The 24,954-nt window shown below is 64.6% G+C and carries 29 protein-coding genes; 18 read left to right on the forward strand and 11 right to left on the reverse strand.

The window, feature by feature from the left end:
• Together MHEC_RS02220 and MHEC_RS02225 are read right to left on the reverse strand one after the other, a co-directional pair.
• Entirely contained in the window at positions 1–339 is a 339-nt protein-coding gene (locus MHEC_RS02220) for a hypothetical protein (RefSeq protein WP_048891117.1), read from the reverse strand.
• Positions 340–517: 178 nt separating this feature from the next.
• Positions 518–1,579: a hypothetical protein gene (locus MHEC_RS02225; protein WP_048891118.1), complete on the reverse strand. Its 1,062-nt coding sequence runs from the start codon at positions 1,577–1,579 to the stop codon at positions 518–520.
• A gap of 362 nt (positions 1,580–1,941) precedes the next feature.
• Here MHEC_RS02225 and MHEC_RS02230 point away from each other — a divergent pair, with 362 nt between their 5' ends.
• From MHEC_RS02230 to MHEC_RS02245, 4 genes are all read left to right on the forward strand, one after another.
• Positions 1,942–2,196, forward strand: a complete 255-nt coding sequence (locus MHEC_RS02230; protein ID WP_048891119.1) for a hypothetical protein — start codon at positions 1,942–1,944, stop codon at positions 2,194–2,196.
• A 305-nt stretch (positions 2,197–2,501) separates the two neighbouring features.
• On the forward strand, positions 2,502–2,684 hold the full coding sequence (locus MHEC_RS02235) for a hypothetical protein (RefSeq protein WP_201399418.1): 183 nt from the start codon (positions 2,502–2,504) through the stop codon (positions 2,682–2,684).
• Between the two features lie 105 nt (positions 2,685–2,789).
• Entirely contained in the window at positions 2,790–2,978 is a 189-nt protein-coding gene (locus tag MHEC_RS24925; protein ID WP_412176928.1) for an AbrB/MazE/SpoVT family DNA-binding domain-containing protein, read from the forward strand.
• A 37-nt stretch (positions 2,979–3,015) separates the two neighbouring features.
• Positions 3,016–3,417 carry a PIN domain-containing protein gene (locus tag MHEC_RS02245; protein ID WP_200902177.1) on the forward strand — a complete coding sequence of 134 codons (402 nt, stop codon included), beginning with the start codon at positions 3,016–3,018 and terminating at the stop codon, positions 3,415–3,417.
• Positions 3,418–3,506: 89 nt separating this feature from the next.
• On the opposite strand, the gene ipdC is transcribed toward MHEC_RS02245, so the two are convergent.
• From ipdC to echA20, 4 genes are read right to left on the reverse strand one after another with little or no spacing between them, the layout of a single operon-like run.
• On the reverse strand, positions 3,507–4,565 hold the full coding sequence (ipdC, locus tag MHEC_RS02250; protein ID WP_048891122.1) for a (3aS,4S,5R,7aS)-5-hydroxy-7a-methyl-1-oxo-octahydro-1H-indene-4-carboxyl-CoA dehydrogenase: 1,059 nt from the start codon (positions 4,563–4,565) through the stop codon (positions 3,507–3,509).
• A 46-nt stretch (positions 4,566–4,611) separates the two neighbouring features.
• On the reverse strand, positions 4,612–5,355 hold the full coding sequence (ipdB, locus tag MHEC_RS02255; protein WP_048891123.1) for a cholesterol ring-cleaving hydrolase subunit IpdB: 744 nt from the start codon (positions 5,353–5,355) through the stop codon (positions 4,612–4,614).
• Entirely contained in the window at positions 5,352–6,230 is an 879-nt protein-coding gene (ipdA, locus tag MHEC_RS02260) for a cholesterol ring-cleaving hydrolase subunit IpdA (RefSeq protein ID WP_048891124.1), read from the reverse strand. Before ipdA ends, ipdB begins: the two co-directional genes overlap by 4 nt.
• Positions 6,227–6,970 carry a (7aS)-7a-methyl-1,5-dioxo-2,3,5,6,7,7a-hexahydro-1H-indene-carboxyl-CoA hydrolase gene (gene echA20, locus MHEC_RS02265; RefSeq protein WP_048891125.1) on the reverse strand — a complete coding sequence of 248 codons (744 nt, stop codon included), beginning with the start codon at positions 6,968–6,970 and terminating at the stop codon, positions 6,227–6,229. Before echA20 ends, ipdA begins: the two co-directional genes overlap by 4 nt.
• A gap of 54 nt (positions 6,971–7,024) precedes the next feature.
• Here echA20 and MHEC_RS02270 point away from each other — a divergent pair, with 54 nt between their 5' ends.
• Both MHEC_RS02270 and MHEC_RS02275 read left to right on the forward strand, forming a co-directional pair.
• Positions 7,025–7,801, forward strand: a complete 777-nt coding sequence (locus MHEC_RS02270) for an SDR family oxidoreductase (protein WP_048891126.1) — start codon at positions 7,025–7,027, stop codon at positions 7,799–7,801.
• Between the two features lie 13 nt (positions 7,802–7,814).
• The gene (locus MHEC_RS02275) at positions 7,815–8,720 is read left to right on the forward strand and encodes an SDR family oxidoreductase (protein ID WP_048891127.1); all 906 of its coding nucleotides are present in this window, start codon (positions 7,815–7,817) and stop codon (positions 8,718–8,720) included.
• A 114-nt stretch (positions 8,721–8,834) separates the two neighbouring features.
• Here MHEC_RS02275 and MHEC_RS02280 read toward each other — a convergent pair whose 3' ends face one another.
• From MHEC_RS02280 to MHEC_RS02290, 3 genes are read right to left on the reverse strand one after another with little or no spacing between them, the layout of a single operon-like run.
• Positions 8,835–9,293 carry a nitroreductase family deazaflavin-dependent oxidoreductase gene (locus MHEC_RS02280; RefSeq protein ID WP_048891128.1) on the reverse strand — a complete coding sequence of 153 codons (459 nt, stop codon included), beginning with the start codon at positions 9,291–9,293 and terminating at the stop codon, positions 8,835–8,837.
• Positions 9,294–9,303: 10 nt separating this feature from the next.
• On the reverse strand, positions 9,304–9,678 hold the full coding sequence (locus MHEC_RS02285; RefSeq protein WP_048891129.1) for a hypothetical protein: 375 nt from the start codon (positions 9,676–9,678) through the stop codon (positions 9,304–9,306).
• On the reverse strand, positions 9,678–10,838 hold the full coding sequence (locus tag MHEC_RS02290; RefSeq protein WP_048891130.1) for a steroid 3-ketoacyl-CoA thiolase: 1,161 nt from the start codon (positions 10,836–10,838) through the stop codon (positions 9,678–9,680). The genes MHEC_RS02285 and MHEC_RS02290 overlap by 1 nt, the downstream gene beginning before the upstream one ends.
• Positions 10,839–10,956: 118 nt before the next feature.
• Between MHEC_RS02290 and MHEC_RS02295 the strand changes: the two genes are divergently transcribed.
• The 7 genes from MHEC_RS02295 to MHEC_RS02325 all read left to right on the forward strand — a co-directional run bounded on the left by MHEC_RS02295 (position 10,957) and on the right by MHEC_RS02325 (position 17,899).
• A complete protein-coding gene (locus MHEC_RS02295) occupies positions 10,957–12,210 on the forward strand; it encodes a cytochrome P450 (RefSeq protein ID WP_048891131.1) in 1,254 nt (417 codons plus the stop codon).
• Positions 12,210–13,286, forward strand: a complete 1,077-nt coding sequence (locus MHEC_RS02300; RefSeq protein WP_048891132.1) for an acyl-CoA dehydrogenase family protein — start codon at positions 12,210–12,212, stop codon at positions 13,284–13,286. The genes MHEC_RS02295 and MHEC_RS02300 overlap by 1 nt, the downstream gene beginning before the upstream one ends.
• Positions 13,271–14,434, forward strand: a complete 1,164-nt coding sequence (fadE29, locus tag MHEC_RS02305) for an acyl-CoA dehydrogenase FadE29 (RefSeq protein ID WP_048891133.1) — start codon at positions 13,271–13,273, stop codon at positions 14,432–14,434. Before MHEC_RS02300 ends, fadE29 begins: the two co-directional genes overlap by 16 nt.
• Positions 14,431–15,387, forward strand: coding sequence for a bifunctional MaoC family dehydratase N-terminal/OB-fold nucleic acid binding domain-containing protein (locus MHEC_RS02310; RefSeq protein WP_099868925.1), 957 nt, complete (start codon positions 14,431–14,433; stop codon positions 15,385–15,387). The genes fadE29 and MHEC_RS02310 overlap by 4 nt, the downstream gene beginning before the upstream one ends.
• Positions 15,384–15,797 carry a MaoC family dehydratase gene (locus MHEC_RS02315; protein ID WP_048891134.1) on the forward strand — a complete coding sequence of 138 codons (414 nt, stop codon included), beginning with the start codon at positions 15,384–15,386 and terminating at the stop codon, positions 15,795–15,797. Before MHEC_RS02310 ends, MHEC_RS02315 begins: the two co-directional genes overlap by 4 nt.
• Positions 15,784–16,944 (forward strand): lipid-transfer protein, encoded by a 1,161-nt coding sequence (locus MHEC_RS02320; RefSeq protein ID WP_048891135.1) that lies wholly within the window; start codon positions 15,784–15,786, stop codon positions 16,942–16,944. The genes MHEC_RS02315 and MHEC_RS02320 overlap by 14 nt, the downstream gene beginning before the upstream one ends.
• A 115-nt stretch (positions 16,945–17,059) precedes the next feature.
• Positions 17,060–17,899 (forward strand): hypothetical protein, encoded by an 840-nt coding sequence (locus MHEC_RS02325; protein ID WP_048891136.1) that lies wholly within the window; start codon positions 17,060–17,062, stop codon positions 17,897–17,899.
• Positions 17,900–17,959: 60 nt separating this feature from the next.
• On the opposite strand, the gene MHEC_RS02330 is transcribed toward MHEC_RS02325, so the two are convergent.
• Both MHEC_RS02330 and kstD read right to left on the reverse strand, forming a co-directional pair.
• The gene (locus tag MHEC_RS02330; RefSeq protein WP_048891137.1) at positions 17,960–18,829 is read right to left on the reverse strand and encodes a MaoC/PaaZ C-terminal domain-containing protein; all 870 of its coding nucleotides are present in this window, start codon (positions 18,827–18,829) and stop codon (positions 17,960–17,962) included.
• Between the two features lie 2 nt (positions 18,830–18,831).
• Positions 18,832–20,526, reverse strand: a complete 1,695-nt coding sequence (kstD, locus tag MHEC_RS02335) for a 3-oxosteroid 1-dehydrogenase (RefSeq protein WP_048891205.1) — start codon at positions 20,524–20,526, stop codon at positions 18,832–18,834.
• A gap of 72 nt (positions 20,527–20,598) precedes the next feature.
• Between kstD and MHEC_RS02340 the strand changes: the two genes are divergently transcribed.
• The 5 genes from MHEC_RS02340 to MHEC_RS02360 all read left to right on the forward strand — a co-directional run bounded on the left by MHEC_RS02340 (position 20,599) and on the right by MHEC_RS02360 (position 24,953).
• The gene (locus MHEC_RS02340) at positions 20,599–21,384 is read left to right on the forward strand and encodes a 2-keto-4-pentenoate hydratase (RefSeq protein WP_048891138.1); all 786 of its coding nucleotides are present in this window, start codon (positions 20,599–20,601) and stop codon (positions 21,382–21,384) included.
• A 10-nt stretch (positions 21,385–21,394) separates the two neighbouring features.
• Positions 21,395–22,309: an acetaldehyde dehydrogenase (acetylating) gene (locus MHEC_RS02345; protein WP_048891139.1), complete on the forward strand. Its 915-nt coding sequence runs from the start codon at positions 21,395–21,397 to the stop codon at positions 22,307–22,309.
• Entirely contained in the window at positions 22,306–23,343 is a 1,038-nt protein-coding gene (gene dmpG / locus MHEC_RS02350; protein WP_048891140.1) for a 4-hydroxy-2-oxovalerate aldolase, read from the forward strand. Before MHEC_RS02345 ends, dmpG begins: the two co-directional genes overlap by 4 nt.
• A gap of 73 nt (positions 23,344–23,416) precedes the next feature.
• Positions 23,417–23,725: a hypothetical protein gene (locus MHEC_RS02355; protein WP_048891141.1), complete on the forward strand. Its 309-nt coding sequence runs from the start codon at positions 23,417–23,419 to the stop codon at positions 23,723–23,725.
• Positions 23,726–23,813: 88 nt separating this feature from the next.
• Positions 23,814–24,953: a hypothetical protein gene (locus MHEC_RS02360; RefSeq protein WP_048891142.1), complete on the forward strand. Its 1,140-nt coding sequence runs from the start codon at positions 23,814–23,816 to the stop codon at positions 24,951–24,953.
• Position 24,954: the final 1 nt, after the last annotated feature.

Raw genomic sequence — 24,954 nt, forward strand, 5'->3', positions numbered from 1 at the left:
TCACTCCCCGACCACCGCCATCCTGTGAGGACCGCCGCCGACGGCGCGCAACTTCTCGGCGGCCTCGCGCTCCCTCGCGGCAAACTCAATCCCGTCGTTGTGAACATGTATCTCATGCTCACTCACTCTGGTCAGCAACGTCCGCGACGTCTCCAACCACACGCCCATCCGGGCGACCAGCGCCACCGAGGACGCACCCACCCACTCCGGCTGGGCAGAATCAATCTTGTTGTCCGAGGCCAAATGGGAGATCGCCAGATTCTCGCCCTGGCCGCTGACATGCGCCGCCGAGTGTGCCAAAGCCTCCAGGCTGACCCGAAACTCGCCGTCGAACGCCATTCCCACCACCTCCGGTCGACGTCGTACATTATCCAGCGCAACACCGCAACTCCCTTCACCAGGGTCAGGGCGGTGCGACGTATCGCTGGCGGACGGCCTTGATGTTCCGGAATACTGGCACCGAGGCAATGTGGTGTCACCCCGCCAAGCGGGCGCAGCAAGACGCAGCCCGGTTTGTTTAACCGTCAGGGCCGCAGGCTGATACGAGGTCCCTGTCTTCGTGGACCAGGTCGGAGACCGTCTTCTGGTAGGCGGTTTGGTGGTCACGGATGGCATCCGGCGATGGACTGACCATGGGGTTTCGTATGTCTCGCACGAGCGACACCGCCTGCGCGGATAGTTCCGCGATACGACGCAGGTGCCGGGAAACATCCGGTGTGGACACTTGTCGTGCATACTTTTGCAGCTGATCGGACCAGTCGTGGTATCTGCTTAGGTCTGGACCGCCGGCAGTGATCAGACTGGAGTCGAGCATGTCGCGATGTGCGTCGATGAAGTTGACGGCATCGCCGGCGGTGCGGCAGTCCGGTGTTTGTCTCTCCGATGATCCCGATAGATAACCTATTGTCCCGAAGCTGATTCCAACCACGACAATCATGAGCAGCGACGCCACGATGCGCCGCCGCGGCAAGACGATGGAATCCTCGGTCTCGCCTGCTGCGGCCGCTGCTTCGGGGATATCGGTAGCGGCGGCACGTAACAGCTCAACGTGGCGTGGTAGCCGCCGCGCCTGGTAAGACGTCCATGCAAAGTACGCTGCGAAATACAATGCGAAGCCGACCCATAGCAGGCCGCGTCGTACGTCGTTGTCGACGAACGCCAAGACGGCAAGCACGAAGCAGAGCGCAGGCATCCACCACTTTGCCGCCCTCTGCCATCGTGTGACGCGACGACAGTAAGCCAGGTTCAGGGTGCCCACACGGATGGCTGCCGCCAAGACGCGCGGATCGGCTGGAACCTCACCGCGCCGCAGTGCCCTGCTGACCTGACAGCGCTGCTCGAGATTCAACCCGGCAACGGCCGCGGCGTAGCTTTTTTGCACAGGGTTTTGTAGAAGCACCACCGGCCCGGCAATAGCCAGACTGAATCCCGCCAGCCCCACCAGCGCCCACAACCAGCCGGTTCTGGCGACAAATCCCGGGAGCAGTAACACCACGACCGCGGTGAACGTCACCGCCGTTACCAAAGCGCTCACCAGCCAGCGCACCCACCACGGCGCCACCACCATCCACGCCCTCATGGCTTGCGATTTTCTCAAAAGCCGGCCGTGGTCGTCCGGTTGCGTCGACCCGTGCGCTACGCGGATTTCGCAATGACCGATGTGCTTTCCGACGTGGAGTCGCGCTCAGAACTCGGGGAGTTCACGAACTGGTATGACACCGCGAACAATCCGCCCGTCCTCGGTTCCGTCGTCGCCGGGCACTGAGCGACCGCCGGTGGGCGGCTCAGTCGCGATGCTGTTGAGCAGCACCCCTTTGGTGGACGAAGATCCAGACCGCACCGACATCCTGGAAGTCACCACCCGTCAGAACCGCCACGTGTCACACCTCAGTTGCCATACTGTCGCGGTTGCGTGCACGAGATTGATGAAACAGCTAGCCGATGGCGCTGAGCAACCGGGACCGCGTCGACCGCGCGCAGGAGCTGCTCGGTACGGCACTGGACGCGTTCCTGCAGCGGGTTCTCCAACCAGAGCTGCCCAAAGGAGCGGATTGGACAGCGATGCTCGCCGCGAAAGACGGCGCTAAGGGCATCACCGGCAAAACCTACAACCGCGTCGACCCGTACCGTACATGGCCCGGCCTGCGGGACCGGCAGGTATTCGAGGACGGCTTGTGGTCGGTGTATGACAACTAAATTCTCTGGGAGAAAGACGGATTCGCGTTCGCTCAAGCGTGGAACGGCGAGCGATACGTGGGATTAGTGCTGCCGACCGACCAGGAGCCGCCACCCACTATCACCGACACCTTGCTCTTGGTCGAGCCGTCACGGGCTGTCCCCAGCGCAACCGAGAAGTCGAGGAGCTCGGGGAGGAAGAGGCAGGCGCCGCCGAGGAAAGTGAGGACCGCGGTAGTGGGCCGATATCCACGCCTTCTCCGCCCGGGCCTGCACCGAAGACGCGGTACTTCGGGGTGCGGACACTGGATCCGGAGCGCTACGCCGTGGACTTCGGCAAAATCAACGCCGGTCCTGCAGCACCTCGTGGCCCACCCGGCGTGCAACTGAATGTTCGCATCGAGATCGAAGCCCAGGCACCAGAAGGATTCGACGACACTCGAATTCGGACGGTATCGGAGAACGCTGCGACGCTGAAGTTCGATCGAAGCAGTTTCGAGATCGACTGATTCGCCAACTCAACCCAAGCCCTCAGCGTGGTACTTTGCGAGACGCCGCGCTATCTCTTACTCCAAAAAAGAAGTAAGGAGGACGCGATTGACGCCGCTGTCGAGGTGACATCAATAGGAATGGCGACTATACCCAAGGCGGTGCACGACGCGCTCGGCATCCGAGAGGGAGACGATGTTATCTTCCGTGTCGAGGACGGTCGAGCCGTGCTATCGCGACACCAGACTTCCCTAGCTTGGCAGGGACAATCCCGGTGCCCGCGGCGAAGCGAAACCACGCATGGGACGATGTGATCCGCCCTACGAGATCCGAACGAGCTGCGGCTCGACGGTGAGCGCATTCGTCGATACCAACATATTGGTCCGGCATCTGACCGGTGATCCTCCGTATCTGGCTGCGCGCGCAACGTCATATCTCGCACCGGGAGGGCAGTTGCTGCTGGCCCACTTTGTGGTCGCCGAAACCGTAGACGTGCTGGAGTCGTTGTACGGCACACGCCGCGAGCAGATTGCTCAGGCGATACGTTCACTCGTCACCTTTGACTCGATCGTCTGCGTAGACCCGGCATTGCTGCTTCGAGCGGTCGAGGTCTATGAAACCGACCGAATCGATTTTGCGGAGGCCTATCTTGTCGCCTGCGCAGAAACCACGGGCATTGGGCGCGTCGCATCCTTCAACCGGTCCATCGACCGCGTCAACACCATCGAGCGGGTCGAGCCGCCGACAATCTGACCGGCCCGCGGGAGAGCGCAAAGCCGCGAGCGGGCGTCTTTGTACGCCAACACGCCGCAATGCCGTACACGTGCGCCCGCTCGCGCTGGTCACTCCACCAGCGCCGACGCAGCCTCTAGGTGTTTAATCGCGTCGGCAACGATCGTCTGGATCAGCTCCGCGCACGACGGCAGATCCTCCAGGATGCCGGCCACCTGCCCGGACGCCAGCACCCCGGCGTCGGTGTTGCCTTCGACCAGACCGGCTTTCAACAGCATCGGGGTGTTGGCCGCCATCACCACTTGCGACCATGTCATCTCCTTGCCGTGGCGCATCGCCAAACCGTCGCGCACCATCGACCGCCACGTCATGCCCGACATCTTCTTGAACTTGGCGGCGTTGCGCACCGCGGCAACGAAACCCCTAGCTCGAGAACCGCTTTCCAGCTTGTCAACCAGCTCGGTGCGCAGCACGCGATGCGGCATGCCGTCCACCCGGGTGGTGACCACCGTGCCGTCCAGGCCGGCCTCCAGGTAGCGGCGTTTGACCGCGTCGGGCACCGTCGAATCCGAAGTAAGCAAGAACCGGGTGCCCATCGCCACCCCTGCTGCGCCGTAGCACAATGCGGCTGCCAGGCCGCGACCGTCGAAAAAACCGCCCGCGGCGATCACCGGGATATCGACGGCGTCCAGCACCGATGGCAGCAGCAGGGTGGTCGCGACCGGGCCCGTGTGCCCGCCGCCTTCACCGCCCTGGACGATCACCGCATCGGCGCCCCAGGAGGCCACTTTGCGGGCATGCTTTGCCGCACCCACCGACGGGATCACCACGACGCCAGCGTCTTTGAGCCGGGTCATCAACTCCTGCCTGGGTGCCAGCGCAAACGACGCCACCTTGACACCTTCGCGGATCATCAGCTCGATCCGGTCGCCGGCGTCGGCGGCATCGGCGCGGATGTTGACCCCGAACGGCTTGTCGGTGGCGGCCTTCACCTTACCGATCGCAACAGCCAATTCGTCCAACGTCATGGTGGCCGACGCCAATATCCCGAGCCCGCCCGCGTTGGCGGTGGCCGACACCAGCCGGGCGCCAGCGACCCAACCCATCCCGGTCTGCACCACGGGGTGTTGTACACCGACCAACTCGGTCAGCGGCGTGCGCAGCCTCATAACCACCGCCGACCATGCGGAGCAAAGCCACGAGGAGGCAGAATACTCATACTCGTACTTCCTTGTCACGCAGCGACTTCGGATCTATGACGTCGCGGATCAGATGCAGCTCGTCGTCGGACGGCAACCGGGTCTCGTCAGCGTCCGATAGCCCGTGCACTTCGAAAGACGTCGCGTCGCGCACGTCGCCGGCGCGCACGCCCGGATGCAGCGATAAGGCCCGCATCGTGTGGTCGGGTCCGCCGAAGTCGAACACCCCGAGATTGGACACGACGCGATAGACATTGACGAACCGGAACGCCGGGTTGGCGGGATCGACCTTGTCGTAGCCGATCCCGCATACTACGTCGACGGCTTCGCAGAACACCCGCGGCGAATGGTTGCCGACCCAGTAGCTGGTGGCATGGTTGATGGTGTTGCCGGGCGCGCCGCGCACCCCGAACATCTGCCGGGTGGGCTGCTGCAGCGGCCCGAACGCCGAGATGTTCTGATTGCCGTACCGGTCAATCTGGTTGGCGCCCATCACCACATGCCGGCGACCCCACGCGAGCGTCTCGAACACCCGGCCGAACGGCATCCAGCCCTCGATCGCGCCGCAAACTCCCAGCGCCGGGGTATCTGCCAGCAGCTGGGCCTCGCCGTCGGTCAGCAGAATGTCGGGGGAGAAGGTCAACCGGGCCAGCCTGGCGCCGACGGACGCCACGGTTGTCATCGGACTGACCAGAATCTCACCGGCATCGCGGAACAGCTCGGCGCAGGCTATTACGCAGACTTCTGCTCGGCTGATCATGACGAAGCTCCGAATTGCCGTACCGCGGCCTGGTAGTCGGCTTCACTGCCAGACAGGTAGGTCGCCACGAACCGACTCCAACTCTCCTCCGACGCAGCGGCTTCCACGTAATGACGCTGGAACTTCTCGTCGCGGCTGTAATCCGGTGCCGCAGTAGTGAAGTGCGCGCCAAACGGCGCCTCCACGACGGCGTCGACCATCATCCGGTTCACCAGCAGCGCCTGCGGTGGCACCGCCTTGACCAGCTCCTCGGTCGTCACTACGCGCTCCACCGACAAGAAGCGCTTCTCCGCGGCCATCAGATACAGGTCATCGAAGTATGGATCGATCCCGGTGTAGGCCGCATTACCTTGTGCGTCACCAATATTCATATGCACAAACGCGGCATCGAGTCGCAATGCCGGCATCGCAATGAACGTCTCGTGCCCGCCGCCCCGCGCGGGGTAAGGGGAGGTCACGGTCGCCAGCTCACCTTCCCAGAAGTCGAGGACCGAGCTGCCCAGGCCCGCCCGAATCGGCAGGAACGGCAACCGCTGAGCCGCCGCCTGCAGCCCGCAACGCAGCATGCCCTCGTCCATCTCACGGGCCTCGATCAAGCCATGCGTGCGCGCGTGCGCGAACCACGGGTCGTAGAACGGCGGCGAATCCAGCGACACGAAACCGTAGTAGACCCGTCGCACCTTGCCGGCCGAGCACAGCAGCCCAATGTCCGGTCCTCCATAGGTGACGACGGTCAAATCGGTGATGTCCGTGCGCAAGATAGCCCGTACGAACGCCATCGGCTTGCGCCGTGACCCCCAGCCGCCGATGCCGATCGTCATCCCGCTGCGCACCCCAGCAACAGCCTCGTCGAGCGTGGTCAACTTATTGCTCATGATTTCTTCACGAAGGCGTCGCGGTGTTCGTCGGCCACCCCGGCCAGATTGAGCTCGAACGTAAACCCTTGCTCCATACGGTAACTGGAGTTGACCCGCTGCACGTCGATGAAGTTCAACGCCTCCTTGGCGGCCCGAATAACGCGGGTGTCCTTGGCGGCGATATCGCGCGCCACCCGTAACGCAGCCTCGTGCAACTGCTCTCGGGGCACTACCTCGTGCACCGAACCGAAGTGGTGCAACGTGGCGGCGTCGACGGTCGCGGCGGTGAAGAACAGCCGGCGCATCATGTGCTGCGGCACCAGCCGGGACAGATGGGTCGCCGCACCCAGCGCGCCGCGCTCCACCTCCGGTAGCCCGAACGTGGCGTCGTCGGAGGCCACGATCACGTCGGAGTTGCCCACCAAACCGATGCCGCCGCCCACGCAGAATCCGTTGACCGCGGCAATCACCGGGACCGCGCACTCGTAGACCGCCTTGAACGCAGCGAAGCAGCCGCGGTTGGCGTCGAGCAGCGCGGTGAAGCCCTCGGTGCGCTGCATTTCTTTGATGTCGACCCCGGCGTTGAAGCCGCGGCCCTCGGCCCGCAGGATCACCACGCGGGTGTCCGGCTCGCGGCCCGCAGCTGTCACAGCGTCGGCGAGTTCAAACCAGCCGCGCGAGGGGACGGCGTTGACCGGCGGATAGTCGACGGTAACGGCGACTATGCCGGGCTCGATGGTGGTGGAGGTGATCGGCATTGCACTTCCCGGGGTCGACTACCTAAGCAAGCACTTGCTTGGTACGCTAGCACAGTGACCCGCGCCGAAGGAGCCCCCGCGTACAACTTGGGTCTGGCCGGTCGGGTTGTGCTGGTGACCGGTGGTGTGCGGGGGGTCGGTGCCGGCATCAGCGCGGTGTTCGCCGACCAGGGTGCGACGGTGGTGACCTGTGCGCGCCGCGCGGTCGAGGGGTTGCCCTATGAATTTCACGCGTGCGATGTGCGTGACGAGGACGCGGTCGACCGGTTGATCGATGCGATCGGCGAGCGGCACGGTCGGCTCGACGTGCTGGTCAACAACGCGGGCGGATCGCCGTACGCACTGGCCGCCGAGGCCACACACACGTTTCATCGCAAGATCATCGAGCTCAACCTGCTCAGCACCTTGCTGGTCTCCCAGCGCGCTAACGCGCTGATGCAGCAGCGCAACGGTGGTTCGATCGTCAACATCTCCTCGGTCAGCGGGCGCCGTCCCTCGCCCGGCACGGCGGCGTACGGTGCTGCGAAGGCCGGGATCGAAAGCCTCACTGCGACACTGGCGGTCGAGTGGGCCCCCAAGGTGCGGGTAAACGCGCTTGTGGGTGGCATGGTCGAAACCGAGCAGTCGGAGTTGTTTTACGGTGACGCCGAATCGATCGCTCGGGTGGCGGCCACCGTGCCGCTGGGCCGGTTGGCAAAGCCCGTCGATATCGGTTGGGCGGCAGCATTTCTAGCATCTGATCTGGCGTCCTATATCAGCGGGGCGACGTTGGCCGTCCATGGCGGCGGCGAGCCCCCGCCGTATCTGGCCGCGTCGAGCGCCAACAAGTAAAGGAGCAACCGGGATGGGTTTGGTCGACGGCCGAGTGGTTATTGTCACCGGAGCGGGCCGGGGTATCGGACGTGCCCACGCATTGGCGTTCGCCGCCGAGGGCGCGCGAGTCGTGGTCAACGACATCGGGGTGGGGCTCGACGGCACGGGCGCCGGTGAACGCAGTCCCGCATATGCAGTCGTCGAAGAGATCAAGGCGGCTGGCGGAGAAGCGATCGTCAACGGCGACGACGTCGCCGACTGGAACGGCGCAGCCAACCTGATCCGCACGGCAATCGACTCTTTCGGCAGCCTCGACGTGCTGGTAAACAACGCAGGAATCGTGCGAGACAGAATGATCGCCAACACGACCGAGGAGGAATTCGACGCGGTCATCGCCGTACACCTCAAGGGCCATTTCGCCACGATGCGGCACGCCGCCGGCTACTGGCGGGAGCGGGCGAAAGCCGGCGAATCGGTGGACGCCCGGATCATCAACACCAGCTCTGGTGCCGGCCTGCAGGGCAGCGTCGGGCAGGGCAACTACAGCGCGGCCAAGGCCGGGATCGCGGCGCTGACGCTGGTGGCCGCCGCCGAGCTGGGACGCTACGGCGTCACGGTGAACGCGATCGCACCGGCCGCCCGCACCCGGATGACCGAGAAGGTGTTCGCTGAAACCATGGCCAAACCGGACCAGGGCTTCGACGCGATGGCGCCGGAAAACGTTTCGCCGCTGGTGGTTTGGCTGGGTAGTGCGGAATCGAAGGGTGTCACCGGCAAAGTGTTCGAGGTCGAGGGCGGCCTGATCCGGGTGGCCGAAGGGTGGACGCACGGCCCGCAGGTCGACAAGGGAGCGCGCTGGGATCCGGCCGAACTCGGCCCGGTGGTCGCAGACCTGCTCGCCAAGGCGCGGCCGCCGGTGCCGGTCTATGGTGCCTAGCTGATCTGCGCCGAACGTGCACCAGTGGCGAAATCTCCCCCGTTTTTTCGCCGTGGCTACACGCTCGGCAACGCCAGCGCCGGGTTTGATTGCTCGGCTGGTCCGCGCACCGGTCTACGGCTCGCAGACGACAACCGGGATTTTCCGGTCGGTCCAGGACTGGTAGTCCTCGTACGAGGGATACATCTCCACCAGCCGCGGCCAGTACTTGTCGCGCTCCTCGTCGGTGGCGTCCCGCGCGGTCAGGTTGAGCACTTCTTTTTTGATCTGTACCTGAACCTTGGGGTTGGCCTTGAGGTTGAGGTACCACATCGGGTTTTTTGCCGAACCGCCCCGGGATGCAACCAAAATGACACGATCGCCGTCGCGCATGTAAAGCAGCGGGCTTACCCGCGGTTGCCCGGTTTTGCGGCCGGTGGTGGTCAACAGCGCAACCGGACGTTTCTGGAACGTGCCGCCGAAACCCTCGCCGCCGCCGCGGCGGTACAGGAAGGTGTTGACGCGCGACATCCACTTCATGACGAAATCGGTGAACGGCGAATTGAGAAACCGCGGTGGTGATTTCGAAGGCATGAGCGAGATCCTACGTTCGTCGGAGGTAGGGCCGGAACCGCGCCCTGATGTGGTGGATCAATCCGTCGTCGGCCGGAATCAGGAATGTCTCGTCGATCCGCGCTGCAACTTGTCGGCCGAACAGCCGGGGTTTGGTGACCACGTCGTACACCGCCCGCACCTCGTCGCCAACGACCGTGTACGCCGGTCGAGTGGCCGCTGCGATCAGCCGGAACTGCAAGCCACGATTTAGGCTGCGGCGCAAATGGTTTCCGGAAAGCCCGGTCCGCACCCCCTGCTCGATCCGCACGCAGCTCGGCGCAAACGGCACCGCGTCGGCGTCATGGCTGACCAGCGCGTCGATGTAGGACTGCGCGGCGGCAATCCGATCGGCTTCAGCGACCACTAGATCCGCTCGATGATGGTGCCGGTCGACAAGGCCCCTCCGGCGCACATGGTGATCAGCGCGGTGTTCTGGTCGCTGCGCTCCAGCTCGTGCAGCGCGGTGGTGAACAGCCGGCTGCCGGTGCAGCCCACCGGATGACCCAGTGCGATCGCACCGCCGTTGACGTTGACCCGGGCCATGTCGGGGTTGTGCACCCGTGCCCAGGACAGCACCACCGAGGCGAATGCCTCGTTGATCTCGACCAGGTCGATGTCGCCGATCTTCATGCCGGCCTTCTCCAGCACCTTGGCCGTCGACTGCACCGGGCCGTCCAGGTGGTAGTACGGCTCGGCGCCGACCAGCGCCTGGCTGACGATCCGGGCGCGCGGTTTGAATCCCAGCGCCTTGGCCTTGTCTTCGTCCATCCACAACACCGCGGCCGCGCCGTCGGAGATCTGCGACGACGTGCCCGCGGTGTGAATACCGCCGTCCAGCACCGGCTTCAACTGAGCCAAGCCCTCCAGCGTGGTGTCGCGCAACCCCTGGTCGCGTGACACCATGTGCCGCTCGCTGGTGGGATGCTTGTTCTCGTCGAGCACCGGCGCCTCGACCGGCGACACTTCGCGGTCGAAGCGGCCCTCGTCCCAGGCCCGTTTGGCCTTTAGCTGGGATTGCAGCCCGAACTCGTCGATGTCTCGTCGACTGATGCCGCGCCGCTTGGCGATCCGCTCGGCGGCCTCGAACTGGTTGGGCAAATCGATGTCCCACGACTCGGCTCGCCAGTTGCGCTCCGGGCCCGCATTAGCGCCGAGCCCGACCCGGCTCATCGCTTCGATGCCGCAGGCAATGCCGATGTCGATGGCACCCGCGGCGATGAGCCCCGCGACCAAATGATTGGCCTGCTGCCCGCTGCCGCATTGGCAGTCGACGGTGGTGGCGCCGACGTGCTCGGGCAGGCCAACGGTCAGCCAGGACGTGCGGGTGATGTTGTTGGACTGCTCGGCATACTGCGTCACGCAGCCGCCGATGACCTGCTCGACGTCACCGGCATCGATGCCGGCCTTCTGCACAAGCGCCTTTTGCACCGCACCGAGCAGTTCGGTGGCATGCAGGCCCGACAGCCATCCGTTGCGTTTCCCGATCGGGCTGCGGGTGGCTTCGACAATTACCGGCTTACCCATGCCGCTAGGCTAGAACACGTTTCATTACTCTGACAAGCGAGGATGCTTTCGCGCCTTTCGTCTGTGGTGGAGCCATGTTTTACTGGCACTAGAACACGTTGTAATGAGGAGCCCACCGATGCCTACCGCGAATCTAGCCCCCGGGTTCGACTTCCTCGACCCCGACATCAACGTCAAGGGCCTGCCGGTCAAGGAGTTCGCCGAGCTGCGCAAAGCGGAGCCGATCCGCTGGATCGAACAGGCGCCGGGCAAGGGTGGCGGCTTCCACGACGGCGGCTACTGGGCGATCACCAAGCACAAGGACGTCAAGGAGGTGTCGCTGCGCAGCGACGTCTTCTCCAGCTACGAGAACTGCGTGATTCCGCGCTTCCCCGACGACATGGCGCGCGAGGACATCGAGGTGCAGCGGTTCGTGATGCTCAACATGGACGCGCCGCACCACACCCGGCTGCGCAAGATCATCTCCCGCGGCTTCACCCCGCGGGCCATCGGCCGGCTGCGCGACGAGCTCAACCGGCGGGCACAACACATCGCCAAGACGGCCGCCGGCCAGGGCGCCGGTGACTTCGTCGAGCAGGTGTCGTGCGAGCTGCCGCTGCAAGCCATCGCCGACCTGCTCGGGGTGCCGCAGGAGGACCGCGACAAGTTGTTCCGCTGGTCGAACGAGATGACCGGCAACGAGGATCCCGAGTATGCCGACATCGATCCCAAGGCGTCGTCGGCCGAGCTGATCATGTACGCGATGCAGATGGCTGAGGAAAAGGCCAAGAATCCGGGCGAGGACATCGTCACGCAACTGATCCAGGCCGACATCGACGGCGAGAAGCTGTCCGACGACGAGTTCGGCTTCTTCGTGGTGATGCTCGCGGTGGCCGGCAACGAGACCACCCGAAACTCCATCACCCACGGCATGATCGCGTTTTCTGAACACCCCGACCAGTGGGAGCTGTTCAAAAAGGAGCGTCCGCAGACCGCGGTTGATGAGATCGTCCGCTGGGCCACCCCGGTGACCTGTTTCCAGCGCACCGCGCTGCGGGACTACGAACTGTCCGGCGTGCAGATCAAGAAGGGCCAGCGGGTGGTGATGTTCTACCGCTCGGCCAACTTCGACGAAGAGGTCTTCGACGATCCGTACACCTTCAATATCCTGCGGGATCCCAACCCGCACGTCGGGTTCGGGGGCACCGGGGCGCACTACTGCATCGGTGCTAACTTGGCCCGGATGACGATCGAGCTGATTTTCAACGCGGTGGCCGACCACATGCCCGACCTGAAACCGATCTCGGAGCCCGAGCGGCTGCGCTCCGGGTGGCTGAACGGCATCAAGCACTGGCAGGTCGACTACACCGGCAAGTGCCCGGTCGAGCGCTGATGGACTTCACACCTGACGCGGCGCAGCGGGCTGTCGCCGATGTGGTTACCTCAGTGCTGCAACGAGATTCGACCTGGCAGGCGCTGGTCGATCGCGGTGTGACGGCGCTGCCGGTGCCGGAACGGTTGGGCGGCGACGGCGTCGGCCTGGCCGAGGTCGCAACCGCGCTGACCGAGCTGGGCCGGCACGGCGTCATCACGCCGGCATTGGCTACCTTGGGATTCGGTGTGGTGCCACTGCTGGATTTGGCGTCCGAGGCTCAGCAAGACCGCTACCTGGCCGGCGTGGCTAACGGGACGGTGCTGACCGCCGCGTTGAATGAACCAGGTGCCGCACTGCCTGAGCGGCCGGCCACGACGTTCGTGCATAGCCGCCTGTCGGGAACCAAGGTGGGTGTCGGGTATGCCGATCGGGCCGAGTGGATGATCGTCACCACCGACAGTGCCGTCGTCGTGGTGTCGCCGAAGGCCGCCGGTGTCGAGCTGGTCCGCACCCCGACGTCCAATGGCAGCGAGGAATACACCGTCACGTTTTTCGACGTGCCGGTCCCCGAACAGGACGTGTTGACCGGTGCTGCTGTCCATCGGGTCAATCAGCTGGCGCTGGCGATGATCGGCGCCTATGCCGATGGGCTGGTGGCCGGAGCGCTGCGGCTCACCGCCGACTACGTGGCCAACCGGCACCAGTTCGGCAAACCGCTGTCGACGTTTCAGACTGTCGCCGCGCAACTCGCCGAAATTTATATCGCCTCGCGCACAATTGATTTGGCTGCCAAATCCGTGGTCTGGCGTCTTGCCGAGGGCCTTGATGCCGACGCCGACCTCGACGTGCTCGGATATTGGGTGACGTCGCAGGCGCCGCCGGTGATGCAAACCTGTCACCACTTGCATGGCGGTATCGGGGTCGACATCACCTACCCGATGACCCGGTACTACTCCACGATCAAGGACCTGAACCGGTTACTGGGCGGACGGTCGCACCGTCTTGACCTGGTGGCGATCGCAAGCGCGGCGAAGCCGGGCGCAGCGGGTCGCGACCCAGACGATTTGGTGGGAGCGCAATGTTCATCGACCTGACCCCCGAACAGCGCCAGCTGCAAGCCGAACTGCGGCAATACTTCTCGACGCTGCTCACGCCCGAAGAAGCGGAGGAGATGAAGACCGACCGGCACGGCAAGGCCTACCAGGAAGTGGTGCGGCGCATGGGCCGTGACGGCTGGCTGGGTGTGGGCTGGCCCAAAGAGTACGGCGGACGCGGCTTCGGGCCTCTCGAGCAGCAGATCTTCGTCAACGAGGCGTCCCGGGCCGACGTGCAGCTGCCGTACGTGACGCTGCAAACGGTCGGCCCCACGCTGCAGGTGTACGGCACCGAAGAGCAGAAGAAGAAGTTCCTGCCGGCGATCCTGGCCGGTGAAATACATTTCGCGATCGGCTACACCGAGCCGGAGGCCGGCACCGACCTGGCGTCACTGCGCACCACCGCGGTCCGCGACGGCGACCACTACGTCGTCAACGGCCAGAAGATCTTCACCACCGGCGCACACGAAGCAGACTACATCTGGCTAGCGTGCCGCACCGATCCGAATGCACCGAAACACAAGGGTATTTCGATCCTGATCGTCGACACCAAGGATCCCGGATACTCGTGGACCCCGATCATCAGCAACGATGGCGCTCATCACACCAACGTCAGCTACTACAGTGATGTGCGGGTGCCGGTCGATATGCTGGTCGGCAAGGAGAACGACGGCTGGCGGCTGATCACCACTCAGCTCAACCACGAGCGGGTGATGCTCGGCCCGGCTGGGCGCATCGCCGGCATCTACGATCGGGTGCACGCCTGGGCCGCCAAGCCGCGGGCCGACGGTGTGGCCCCGATCGACCATGCAGACGTACGCCGGGCGCTCGGCGAGATGCACGCGGTGTGGCGCATCAACGAGTTGCTGAACTGGCAGGTGGCCGCCGCAGGGGAGACCATCGACGTTGCGGACGCCGCAGCAACGAAAGTCTTTTCCACCGAACGTGTTCAAGCGATCGGCCGGCTTGCCGAGGAGGTCGTCGGCCGGTTCGGCAACCCCGCCGAGCCCGAGACGGCCGAGCTGCTGGAGTGGTTGGACGTGCAGACCAAACGTAACCTGGTTATCACGTTCGGCGGCGGTGTCAACGAGGTGATGCGGGAAATGATCGCCGCCGCGGGTCTCAAGGTGCCGAGGGTGCCGCGATGACCGGGGTGAGCGATATCCGGGAAGCCGTTGCACAGGTCAAGGCGGCTGGGCGCAGCAAGCCACGGGTGGGCCGCGACCCGGTAAACCAGCCGATGATCAACAACTGGGTCGAGGCCATCGGCGACCGCAACCCCATCTACGTCGACGAGGCAGCCGCCCGTGCCGTCGGTCATCCCGGAATTGTGGCGCCGCCAGCCATGATTCAGGTATGGACCATGGTGGGTCTGGGTGGTGTCCGCCCCGACGACGATCCGCTGGGCCGGATCATCCAACTCTTCGACGACGCCGGTTACGTCGGGGTGGTGGCGACCAACTGCGAGCAGACCTATCACCGGTATCTGCGCCCGGGCGAAGAAGTCAGTGTCAGCGCTGAACTCGGCGATGTGATTGGGCCAAAGCAGACCGCTTTAGGCGAAGGCTGGTTCATCAACCAGCACATCGTGTGGCAGGTCGGCGACGAAGATGTGGCCGAAATGAACTGGCGTATACTAAAATTCCGGCCGAAGGATGCCGAAAGGCCAGCGGTGCCAGAGGATCTGGATCCGGAGGCTCTGATGCGACCGGCAGCGTCGCATGACACGAAGTTCTTCTGGGACGGCGTCAACGCTCACGAGCTGCGAATCCAGCGCCGCCCGGACGGCAGCCTGCAGCACCCCCCGGTGCCGGCCGTTTGGCAAGACAAACAAGCGCCGATCGACTATGTGGTGGCCAGCGGCAAAGGCACGGTGTTCAGCTATGTGGTGCACCACGCGCCGAAAGTGCCCGGCCGGACGCCCCCGTTCGTCGTCGCGCTGGTCGAGCTGGAAGAGGGTGTCCGCATGCTCGGCGAGCTGCGCAATGTCGACCCGGCGAAGGTAGAAATCGGAATGCCCGTTCGTGCAATCTATCTCGACTTTCCGGCCAGCAACAGCGGTCCCGCGTGGACACTTTACGCCTGGGAGCCGCAAGCATGAGTGCCCCAGCGGTGGACGTCGGGACCAAGCTGCCGGAGCTGTCGATCTACGGCGATCCGACCTTCATCATCTCGTCGGCGTTGGCCACCCGTGACTTTCAAGACGTGCACCACGACCGGGACAAGGCACAGGCCAAAGGCTCGAAGGACATCTTCGTCAACATCTTGACCGATACCGGGCTGGTGCAGCGGTATGTGACCGACTGGGCGGGCCCGTCGGCGCTGATCAAGTCGATTTCGCTGCGGCTGGGCGTGCCGTGGTATGCCTACGACACGGTGACCTTCTCAGGCGAAGTGACCGCGATCGAAGATGGAGTGATCACAGTGAGTGTGATGGGCCGCAACAGTCTTGGCGATCATGTTATCGCCACGGCCACGCTGGCCTTGGGCGGTGCGGATGCTGTCGGGTAAGGCGGCGATCGTCGGGATTGGCGCCACCGACTTTTCAAAAGACTCCGGCCGCAGTGAACTGCGGCTGGCCGCCGAGGCAGTTCAAGACGCACTTGATGACGCCGGGCTGAGCCCGTCCGACGTCGACGGGCTGACCACGTTCACGATGGACAGCAACACCGAGATCGCCGTCGCGCGGGCGGCAGGCATCGGCGAGTTGACGTTCTTCTCCAAGGTTCATTACGGCGGCGGCGCGGCGTGCGCGATCATCCAGCAGGCGGCGATTGCCGTCGCCACCGGGGTGGCCAATGTTGTTGTGGCGTATCGGGCATTTAACGAGCGCTCCGGAATGCGATTCGGCCAGGTACAGACCCGACTGACAGAGAACGCCGATTCCACCGGTGTGGACAACTCGTTCTCGTATCCGCACGGTTTATCCACGCCGGCCGCGCAGGTCGCGATGATCGCCAGGCGTTACATGCACCTGTCGGGAGCGACCAGCCGCGACTTCGGTGTGATCTCGGTGGCGGACCGCAAACACGCCGCCAGGAATCCAAAGGCTTACTTCTACGAAAAGCCGATAACGATTGAGGATCACCAGAATTCGCGCTGGATCGCTGAGCCCCTGCGGCTGCTGGACTGCTGCCAGGAGACCGATGGCGCCGTCGCGATCGTGGTGACGTCGGTCGAACGTGCCAAGGATCTCAAGCACCGGCCGGCCGTTGTTGAGGCCGCCGCTCAAGGCTCCAGCCCCGACCAGTACACGATGGTCAGTTACTACCGGCCCGAGCTCGACGGCCTACCCGAGATGGGCTTGGTCGGCCGGCAACTCTGGGCGCAGTCCGGTCTGGGGCCCGAGGATATCCAGACCGCGATCCTCTACGACCACTTCACCCCGTTCACGCTGATCCAGTTGGAGGAGCTCGGTTTCTGCGGCAAAGGCGAAGCCAAGGACTTCATCGCCGACGGCGCGATCGAGATCGGGGGCCGGCTGCCCATCAACACACATGGCGGGCAGCTCGGCGAAGCCTACATTCACGGCATGAACGGCATCGCCGAAGGGGTGCGCCAACTTCGGGGCACCTCGGTGAACCAGGTCCCGAACGTCGAGCATGTCTTGGTGACCGCCGGCACCGGTGTGCCGACGTCCGGCCTCATTCTGGGCTAACGATTTCTCGCCCTTCCCGCTCGAACGTGACGCTACAGTCACGCTCGGCTTCGAACGTGACTGCAACGTCACTCTGAAGTGACTAGGTTCCCGTGCCCTGGCACGCTGGCCGGTCATGGGGGAACCGTTTATCGGCAGTGAGGCAGTGATTTCCGGCGTGACCACCCACAACGAGCTGCGCCGCCGGTATAGGCGCGTGTTCCGCGATGTCTATGTCAGCGGCGGCACGGAGCTGACTGCGGCAGTGCGTGCGAAAGCCGGATGGTTGTGGTCGCGGCGGCGCGGCGTGGTCGCGGGATTCTCGGCGTCTGCCCTGTACGGCAGCAAGTGGGTGGATGCTCGTCAGCCAGCGGAGCTAATTCACGACAACCGGCATCGACTGCCCGGTATCCAGGTATGGGGCGATCACCTTCAGCCCGACGAAGTCCGGCTTATCGACGGCATTCCGGTCACCACGCCGCCAAGAACAGCGCTAGATCTCGCATGTTGGTATCCCACCCTGACGGCAGTACCTGCCATCGACGCACTGGCCCGCGCATGCGAACTCAAACTCGCCGATGTCGACTTGCTTGTCCAGCGTCACCGGGGCCGACGAGGTCTTCAGCAGGCTCGAGAATCACTAGAGCTCGTGGATGCCGGTGCCCAGTCACCGAAGGAAAGCTGGCTGCGGGTGATCCTGATGCAGGCCGGTCTACCCAGACCGCAGGCCCAGATCCCGGTCTACAGCGGCTTCGGCGACGTGATCGCCTATCTGGATATGGGGTGGGAAGACGCCAAGGTCGCCGTCGAGTACGACGGCGACCATCACCGCAGCGATCGGTCCCAATACTTCTGGGACATCCGTCGGCTGGAGATGTTAGAGCGTCGTGGCTGGATCGTCGTCCGGGTCGTGACGACTGATCGGCCGGCCGACATCATCCGCCGTGTCCGCGCCGCGCTTGCTCACCGAACGTGACAGTGCAGTCACCCCCGCATTCGATCGTGACCGCAGCGTCACGCTCGGCCGGACAGGAACTCACGCCGGCACCAACTCTACCCCGCTGAGCACCACCGAGTTGTCGCGGGCGGGCGCCACCACACTGGCCAACAATCGGTCGTCGTCTTTCCAAATCGCGACGCTGAGCTTTTCACCAGGGAACGCGACACCGGAAAACCGTGCGCCGTAGGAAGCGACGGCACCGGCATTGCCATCGAGTACAGTGTCGACCATCGCCTTGCACGTCATGCCGTAGGTGCATAACCCGTGCAGGATCGGGCGCGGAAAGCCTGCAGCGGCGGCGAATTCGGGATCGGAATGCAGCGGATTGCGGTCGCCGCAGAGCCGGTACAGCAGCGCCTGCTGCGGCAGCACCGGGATGTCGACCTCGATGTCCGGCGCCCGCTCCGGCGCCGCGACTGACGACCCGCCCCCTGAGGGCCCGCGCTCGCCGCCGAATCCGCCCTCGCCGCGGGCGAAAATCGAGCGCCGCTGCGTCCACAACAAGGCTCCGTCCGACGTGGTCACCGATGTCTCCAGCACGACCACCGCGGCCTTGCCCTTGTCCCATACCTCGACGATTTTGCTGAGAGCACGAGCGCTGCCCGTCGGCGGCAGTGGGGCCGGCACGCTCACTTGCTCGGAGGCATGCAGGATCTTCGCCAGGTCGATCTGGACGCCTGGCCAGCTGACCTTCGGTGGCTCGATCTGGTGAAACGACGCCGCCACGCAGCCGAATGTCGGCAGAACCTGGGGAGTATGGTCACGCACGTAGCTGAGCTCACGTGGGCTGACCGGGTCTGCGCCGGCCCCCAGAGCCAGGTTGTAGAGCTGCACATCCGTTGCCGTCCACGAGAATTCAACAGCCCCGAATTCGGCACCAAGTGCAACAGCCGGATCGATGGGCATCGCTAAGCGCCTCCTGCACGTGATTCAGCGATATGCAACGCTGCCAGGTAGCCGAATGTCATTGCCGGACCGATGGTTCCGCCTGGGCCGGGGTAGGTGTGTCCCATTACCGGGGCGCTGACGTTACCTGCGGCGTAGAGCCCCTCGATGACGCTGCCGTCGTCGCGCAGCGCACGACCGTGGACATCGGTGCGGATGCCGCCCTTGGTGCCCAGATCACCTGGCACCATCTTGACCGCGTAGTAGGGCGGATGTTTCAGCTCGCCCAGGCTCGGGTTGGGCTTGTTGGTGGGATCGCTGTAGTAGCGGTCGTAGGCGCTTTCCCCCCGGTGGAAGTCCTCGTCGACGCCGGTACGGGCGAATCCGTTGAACCGTTCTACGGTGCGCACCAGCCCGTCGACATCCACGCCGATTTTCTCGGCCAGCTCTGGAATGGTATCGGCCAGCACCACAACACCGGATTCCAGCCATTTGCGTGGGATGCGTTGCCCGCCTTGCAAGCCAGCGAACAGATACCGGTCGCGGCACTGCTGGTCCATGATCATCCACGCCGGAATGTTCTCACCCGGCCCTGGGCCCTGACCCCATTTGCCGCCGTACATCCGGTGGGTGGCCTCGACATACGGCAACGCTTCGTTCATAAAGCGGTGGCCGGCCGAGTTGACGATGATCGAGCCGGGCGCGTTGCGCTCGGACAGCGCGAACCACGGCCCGTTGGGCAGCGGGATTGTCGGACCCCACCATGCGTCCTCCATTAAATCCAAAGCGGCGCCGAGCTTTTCAGCAGCCACAATTCCATCGCCGGTATTGGCGGCCGCGCCCACCGTCCAGTCGGCGTTGATCGGGGCACGCTGGTATTTGACCCGCATCTGCTCGTTGCGTTCGAATCCGCCGCAGGCCAAGATGACGCCGCGCCTCGCCTTGATCAGCCGTGGCTCCGCCGATTCGGACGCACTGGTATCGCGCACGTACACGCCACGCACCGCGCCGTCTTCGACATAGAGATCGGTCAAGGCCGTGTTGAGCAGTACGGGTACCCCCGCCTGCCGCAACCCGATCCGAAGCGGGGCAACCAACGCACGACCCATCCCGACTAGATTCTTGCCAGTCGCCTTGGCCCAGAAGGTGCGGGCTGCCACTCGCATACTGCGTAAAAACCCCTTCGGGTGACGCTTCAGCAGGTTGAGTCTCACATAATCCTGTTGCATCACAACAACATTCATCGGCACCTTGCTGTACGGCGGCTCCAACCCGGGCAAATCAGGGCCGAGTTTGTTGGCGTCGAACGGTTTCGGCTCGATCGAGCGGCCACCGGGGCGGCCCCCGTCGGCCTCAGGGTAGTAGTCGGAGTAGCCCGGCACCCAGCACATCTTCAGCGGTGTGTGCTTCAGCACGAACGACAGCATCTCGGGGCCGCGTTGCAGGTAGGTGTCGATGCGCTCCGGTTCGACGACGCCTCCGATGATTCCGTGCAGGTAGCGACGGGCAGCTTCGGGGGTATCGCGGACGCCGTCGCGCTTGAGGACCTCGTTGTTGGGAATCCACACGCCGCCACCGGATCGGGCGGTCGACCCACCGTAGTGCGGGGCCTTTTCGATGACTATTGTCGAAAGGCCACGGTGGGCGGCGGTAAGGGCGGCGACCATGCCGGCGCCGCCGCTGCCGACCACGACGACGTCGAACTCCTGAGCTGTCATGTAGAACACGTTATAGAATTGCCAGCGTCGGGCGCTACTGCCCCGGTCACACCCACGAGGGGACTTCGGTTCATGCTTTCAGCCGCCATCCGCGAAGCGTTGGCCGCCGATCTGGCGAGGGCGGAGTGCAGCCGTGAGCCGATCGCCCCGTTGACGTCGGTCCACCCGCAGATTGACGTCGTCGACGCTTACGAGATCCAGTTGATAAATATCCGTCGGCGGGTGGCCGCGGGTGCTCGGGTGGTGGGCCACAAAGTGGGGCTGTCGTCGTTGGCGATGCAGCAGATGATGGGGGTTGACGAGCCCGACTACGGGCATTTGCTCGACGAGATGCAGGTGTTCGAGCACACCCCGGTCCGGACGGCGAAGTATCTGTATCCGCGGGTCGAGGTCGAAGTCGGTTTCATCTTGGCCGCCGATCTGCCCGGCGCGGGGTGCAGCGAGGACGACGTGCTGGGTGCGACGGCCGCGTTGGTCCCGGCGATCGAGTTGATCGACACCCGGATCACCGACTGGAACATCGCGTTGTGCGACACCATCGCCGACAACGCGTCCTCGGCCGGCTTTGTGCTCGGCGGGCAGCGGGTGGCGCCCGTTGACGTCGACATCACCGGCGTCGAAGCGGTGCTGGCGCGCAACGGTGAGGTGGTGGCCAAGGGTCGCAGCGACGCCGTGCTGGGCAATCCGGTCACGGCCGTGGCATGGCTGGCCCGCAAGGTGGAAAGCTTCGGTGTACGGCTGCGAGCAGGTGACATCGTGTTGCCCGGCTCGTGTACCCGGGCCGTCGACGCCCGGCCCGGCGATACGTTCGTCGCGGAGTTCGACGGCCTGGGGTCGGTGCGGTTGTCGTTCGAGTAGAGGAGCGTTCATGCCATCCAAAGCCTCGGTCGCGATCGTCGGGTCGGGCAACATCAGCACCGACCTGCTCTACAAACTGCTGCGCTCGCAGTGGCTGGAGCCGCGCTGGATGGTGGGCATCGACCCGGAGTCCGAGGGACTGGCCCGCGCCCGCAAGCTGGGTTTGGAGACTACCCATGAGGGCATCGACTGGCTGCTGGCCCAGCCGGAGAAACCGGACCTGTTGTTCGAGGCCACCAGCGCCTACGTGCACAAGGCGGCCGCACCCAAATACGCCGAGGCCGGGATCCGGGCCATCGATTTGACGCCCGCCGCGGTCGGCCCGGCCGTGATTCCGCCGGCGAATCTGCGCGAGCACCTCGATGCGCCGAACGTCAACATGATTACCTGCGGCGGGCAGGCCACGATCCCGATCGTGTACGCGGTGTCACGCGTCGTCCAAGTGCCCTACGCGGAGATCGTTGCTTCGGTTGCTTCGGTGTCGGCCGGGCCGGGCACCCGGGCCAACATCGACGAGTTCACCAAGACCACCGCCCGCGGTGTGGAGACCATTGGCGGCGCGCAGCGCGGCAAGGCGATCATCATCCTGAATCCGGCTGAGCCGCCGATGATTATGCGTGACACCATCTTCTGCGCCATCCCCGAGGACGCCGACCGCGACGCGATCGCCAAATCCATCCACCAGGTCGTCGATGAGGTGCAGACCTACGTGCCGGGATACCGGCTGCTCAACGAGCCGCAGTTCGACGAGCCGTCGTTGAATTCGGGTGGCCGGGCAGTGGTCACGACCTTCATCGAGGTCGAGGGCGCCGGCGATTACCTGCCGCCGTATGCGGGCAATCTGGACATCATGACCGCGGCGGCGACCAAGGTCGGCGAGGAGATCGCCAAGGAAACGCTGTCGGTTGCAGGAGGCACGCGATGACTATCTGGGACGTCCGGATCACCGACACCTCGCTGCGGGACGGGTCGCACCACAAACGCCACCAGTTCAGCAAAGACGAAGTCCGCGCTATCGTGGCGGCGCTGGACGCGGCCGGGGTTCCGGTGATCGAGGTGACCCACGGTGACGGCCTGGGCGGGTCGTCGTTCAACTACGGGTTCTCCAAGGTTCCCGAGCAAGAGCTGATCAAGCTGGCCGCCGACACCGCCAAAGACGCCAGGATCGCGTTTTTGATGCTGCCCGGGGTGGGCACCAAAGACGACATCAAAGAAGCCCAGGACAACGGCGGGTCGATCTGCCGGATTGCCACCCATTGCACCGAGGCCGACGTGTCGATCCAGCATTTCGGGCTGGCCCGAGAGCTTGGCCTGGAAACGGTCGGGTTTTTGATGATGGCCCACACCATTCCGCCGGAGAAACTGGCCGCGCAGGCCCGGATCATGGCCGACGCGGGCTGTCAGTGCGTCTACGTCGTCGACTCGGCCGGCGCGCTGGTGCTCGAAGGCGTGCGCGACCGGGTTGCGGCGCTGGTAGCCGAACTTGGCGAGGACGCCCAGGTGGGCTTTCACGGGCATGAAAACCTCGGCCTCGGGGTCGCCAACTCGGTGGAGGCCGTGCGTGCGGGGGCCAAGCAGATCGACGGGTCGTGCCGGCGCTTCGGGGCGGGGGCGGGCAACGCTCCGGTCGAGGCGCTGATCGGGGTGTTCGACAAGATCGGCGTGAAAACCGGCATCGACTTCTTCGAGATCGCCGATGCCGCCGAAGACGTGGTGCGCCCGGCCATGCCGGCCGAATGCCTGCTCGACCGCAACGCGCTGATCATGGGCTACGCCGGGGTCTACTCCAGCTTCCTCAAGCATGCCGTGCGCCAGGCCGAGCGCTACGACGTGCCCGCATCGGCGCTGCTGTACCGGGCCGGCCAGCGCAAACTCATCGGCGGCCAAGAAGACCAGCTCATCGACATCGCGCTGGAAATCAAGCGCGAACAGGAGCAGGGTCAGGTCGTCACGCACTGAACTGCGCGCAACTGCCGCTCCTGACAAATCGCACGCACGGGCCGCGCAAAGGTCGCGCGAGTAACCTTGCCGCATGAGCACATCCAAGACAGTCGGCGCTCGTCGCAGCGGGTATAGCTTGCTTGCGGGCGGGCTACTAACCGCGACCGCCGCGACGGTGATCGCGCTGCCCCTGGCGGGCACGGCCACCGCAGATCCGCAGTGCGACCAGACCGTCGGCGACTCTATTGACCAGTACCTGCAAAAGCACCCTGACCTCCACCAACAGCTGCAAGCCAGGGCGCAAGCGGAGGGCAACAACGGCAGCATCATCGACTACCTGAACCGGCATCCGGATGTGCGGCAGCATTTGATCGACCTATCGCAGCAATGCGCACCGTAGTGAGCGGGCGTCGTCGTTGATCCTCGCGCACGACGCGCGAGGATGTTCGCCATTGACTCAAAATAGGAACACGTTCTAGCGTCTAGTCGTGTCCGATGCGTCCTTTTCTGAGCCGCTGGTTTCCGCGATCGTCGAGGCAGAGAAACTCGTCGCCGCCGCTCCTCACATCGAGACCGAAGCCGACCTGCTCGAAGGATTGCAATATTTGGCCGGCTGCATCGAAGCCTGCACGCACATGGCATTCAACTACGAGCGCGACCACCCGTTCCTGCTGTCGGGAACCGGGCCCTTCACCAAGATGGGCCTGGACAACCCGGACACCCTCTATTTCGGCACCCGCGTGCTTCCCGACCACGACTATGTCGTCACCGGCCGGCGCGGCACGACCACCGATTTGAGCTTTCAGCTGCTCGGCGGCGAATACACTGACAACAATGTGCCGGCCAGCCAGGTGGCGTTCGACGACCGCGAACTCGAGATCGCCGAGGACGGCAGCTTCGAGTGGCGACTGCGCCCAGCCACTGCCGGGCAACTGGTGATCCGCGAGGTGTACGGCGACTGGTCCCAACAGCGGGGGACGCTGGCGATCTCGCGACTCGACACCGTCGGCACCGCACCGCCGCCGCTGAGCCGCGCAACGCTGGAAAAGCGTTATGCCACAGCAGGAAAGCAGTTGGTTCAACGGGTGAAGGCGTGGCTGCAATTCCCGCAGTGGTTCTACCTCAACATCCCGGTTAATACCATGGTGCCGCCCCGCCTGACGCCGGGTGGGCTGGCTACCCAGTACTCCTCGGCCGGGCATTTCGAGTTGTCGGCCGATCAGGCGCTGATCATTACGGTGCCGGTCAGCGACGCGCCCTATCTGGGCTTCCAGCTGGGCAGCATGTGGTACATCTCGCTGGACTACATCAACCATCAGACGTCGCTGAACGCCACTCAGGCCCAAGCTGATCCGGACGGCAAGATCCGCATCGTGGTCGCCGGCCAGAATCCCGGCGTTACCAACTGGGTGGAGACGCTCGGTCACCGGCGCGGCTTTCTGCAGTTTCGGTGGCAACGAGTGTCACGCGCGCTCACCGAGGCCGACGGGCCCACCGTCGAACTCGTTGACTTCGACACGATTCCTGCCGCGCTGCCGTATTACGAGCACAACAAGATTTCCCAAGATGACTGGCGCGCACGAATAGCTCTGCGCCAAAGACAAATTGCCAACCGGATGCTGGGGTAGC

It is taken from the genome of Mycobacterium heckeshornense (assembly GCF_016592155.1).
Taxonomy (GTDB): Bacteria; Actinomycetota; Actinomycetes; order Mycobacteriales; family Mycobacteriaceae; genus Mycobacterium; species Mycobacterium heckeshornense.

What these genes read in the sequence shown, in the direction of transcription:
- MHEC_RS02300 (WP_048891132.1), top strand. Translation starts at nt 12,210, where the DNA reads ATGGACTTCACACCTGACGCGGCGCAGCGGGCTGTCGCCGATGTGGTT.
- fadE29 (WP_048891133.1), top strand. Translation starts at nt 13,271, where the DNA reads ATGTTCATCGACCTGACCCCCGAACAGCGCCAGCTGCAAGCCGAACTG.
- echA20 (WP_048891125.1), bottom strand. Translation starts at nt 6,970, where the DNA reads ATGCCGATCACCTCCACCACCATCGAGCCCGGCATAGTCGCCGTTACC.
- MHEC_RS02225 (WP_048891118.1), bottom strand. Translation starts at nt 1,579, where the DNA reads ATGAGGGCGTGGATGGTGGTGGCGCCGTGGTGGGTGCGCTGGCTGGTG.
- MHEC_RS02220 (WP_048891117.1), bottom strand. Translation starts at nt 339, where the DNA reads ATGGCGTTCGACGGCGAGTTTCGGGTCAGCCTGGAGGCTTTGGCACAC.
- ipdB (WP_048891123.1), bottom strand. Translation starts at nt 5,355, where the DNA reads ATGATCAGCCGAGCAGAAGTCTGCGTAATAGCCTGCGCCGAGCTGTTC.
- MHEC_RS02355 (WP_048891141.1), top strand. Translation starts at nt 23,417, where the DNA reads ATGAGCACATCCAAGACAGTCGGCGCTCGTCGCAGCGGGTATAGCTTG.
- MHEC_RS02295 (WP_048891131.1), top strand. Translation starts at nt 10,957, where the DNA reads ATGCCTACCGCGAATCTAGCCCCCGGGTTCGACTTCCTCGACCCCGAC.
- MHEC_RS02230 (WP_048891119.1), top strand. Translation starts at nt 1,942, where the DNA reads ATGGCGCTGAGCAACCGGGACCGCGTCGACCGCGCGCAGGAGCTGCTC.
- MHEC_RS02330 (WP_048891137.1), bottom strand. Translation starts at nt 18,829, where the DNA reads ATGCCCATCGATCCGGCTGTTGCACTTGGTGCCGAATTCGGGGCTGTT.
- MHEC_RS02320 (WP_048891135.1), top strand. Translation starts at nt 15,784, where the DNA reads ATGCTGTCGGGTAAGGCGGCGATCGTCGGGATTGGCGCCACCGACTTT.
- MHEC_RS02315 (WP_048891134.1), top strand. Translation starts at nt 15,384, where the DNA reads ATGAGTGCCCCAGCGGTGGACGTCGGGACCAAGCTGCCGGAGCTGTCG.
- ipdA (WP_048891124.1), bottom strand. Translation starts at nt 6,230, where the DNA reads ATGAGCAATAAGTTGACCACGCTCGACGAGGCTGTTGCTGGGGTGCGC.
- MHEC_RS02275 (WP_048891127.1), top strand. Translation starts at nt 7,815, where the DNA reads ATGGGTTTGGTCGACGGCCGAGTGGTTATTGTCACCGGAGCGGGCCGG.
- kstD (WP_048891205.1), bottom strand. Translation starts at nt 20,526, where the DNA reads ATGACAGCTCAGGAGTTCGACGTCGTCGTGGTCGGCAGCGGCGGCGCC.
- MHEC_RS02280 (WP_048891128.1), bottom strand. Translation starts at nt 9,293, where the DNA reads ATGCCTTCGAAATCACCACCGCGGTTTCTCAATTCGCCGTTCACCGAT.
- MHEC_RS02325 (WP_048891136.1), top strand. Translation starts at nt 17,060, where the DNA reads ATGGGGGAACCGTTTATCGGCAGTGAGGCAGTGATTTCCGGCGTGACC.
- MHEC_RS02345 (WP_048891139.1), top strand. Translation starts at nt 21,395, where the DNA reads ATGCCATCCAAAGCCTCGGTCGCGATCGTCGGGTCGGGCAACATCAGC.
- dmpG (WP_048891140.1), top strand. Translation starts at nt 22,306, where the DNA reads ATGACTATCTGGGACGTCCGGATCACCGACACCTCGCTGCGGGACGGG.
- ipdC (WP_048891122.1), bottom strand. Translation starts at nt 4,565, where the DNA reads ATGAGGCTGCGCACGCCGCTGACCGAGTTGGTCGGTGTACAACACCCC.
- MHEC_RS02290 (WP_048891130.1), bottom strand. Translation starts at nt 10,838, where the DNA reads ATGGGTAAGCCGGTAATTGTCGAAGCCACCCGCAGCCCGATCGGGAAA.
- MHEC_RS02340 (WP_048891138.1), top strand. Translation starts at nt 20,599, where the DNA reads ATGCTTTCAGCCGCCATCCGCGAAGCGTTGGCCGCCGATCTGGCGAGG.
- MHEC_RS02310 (WP_099868925.1), top strand. Translation starts at nt 14,431, where the DNA reads ATGACCGGGGTGAGCGATATCCGGGAAGCCGTTGCACAGGTCAAGGCG.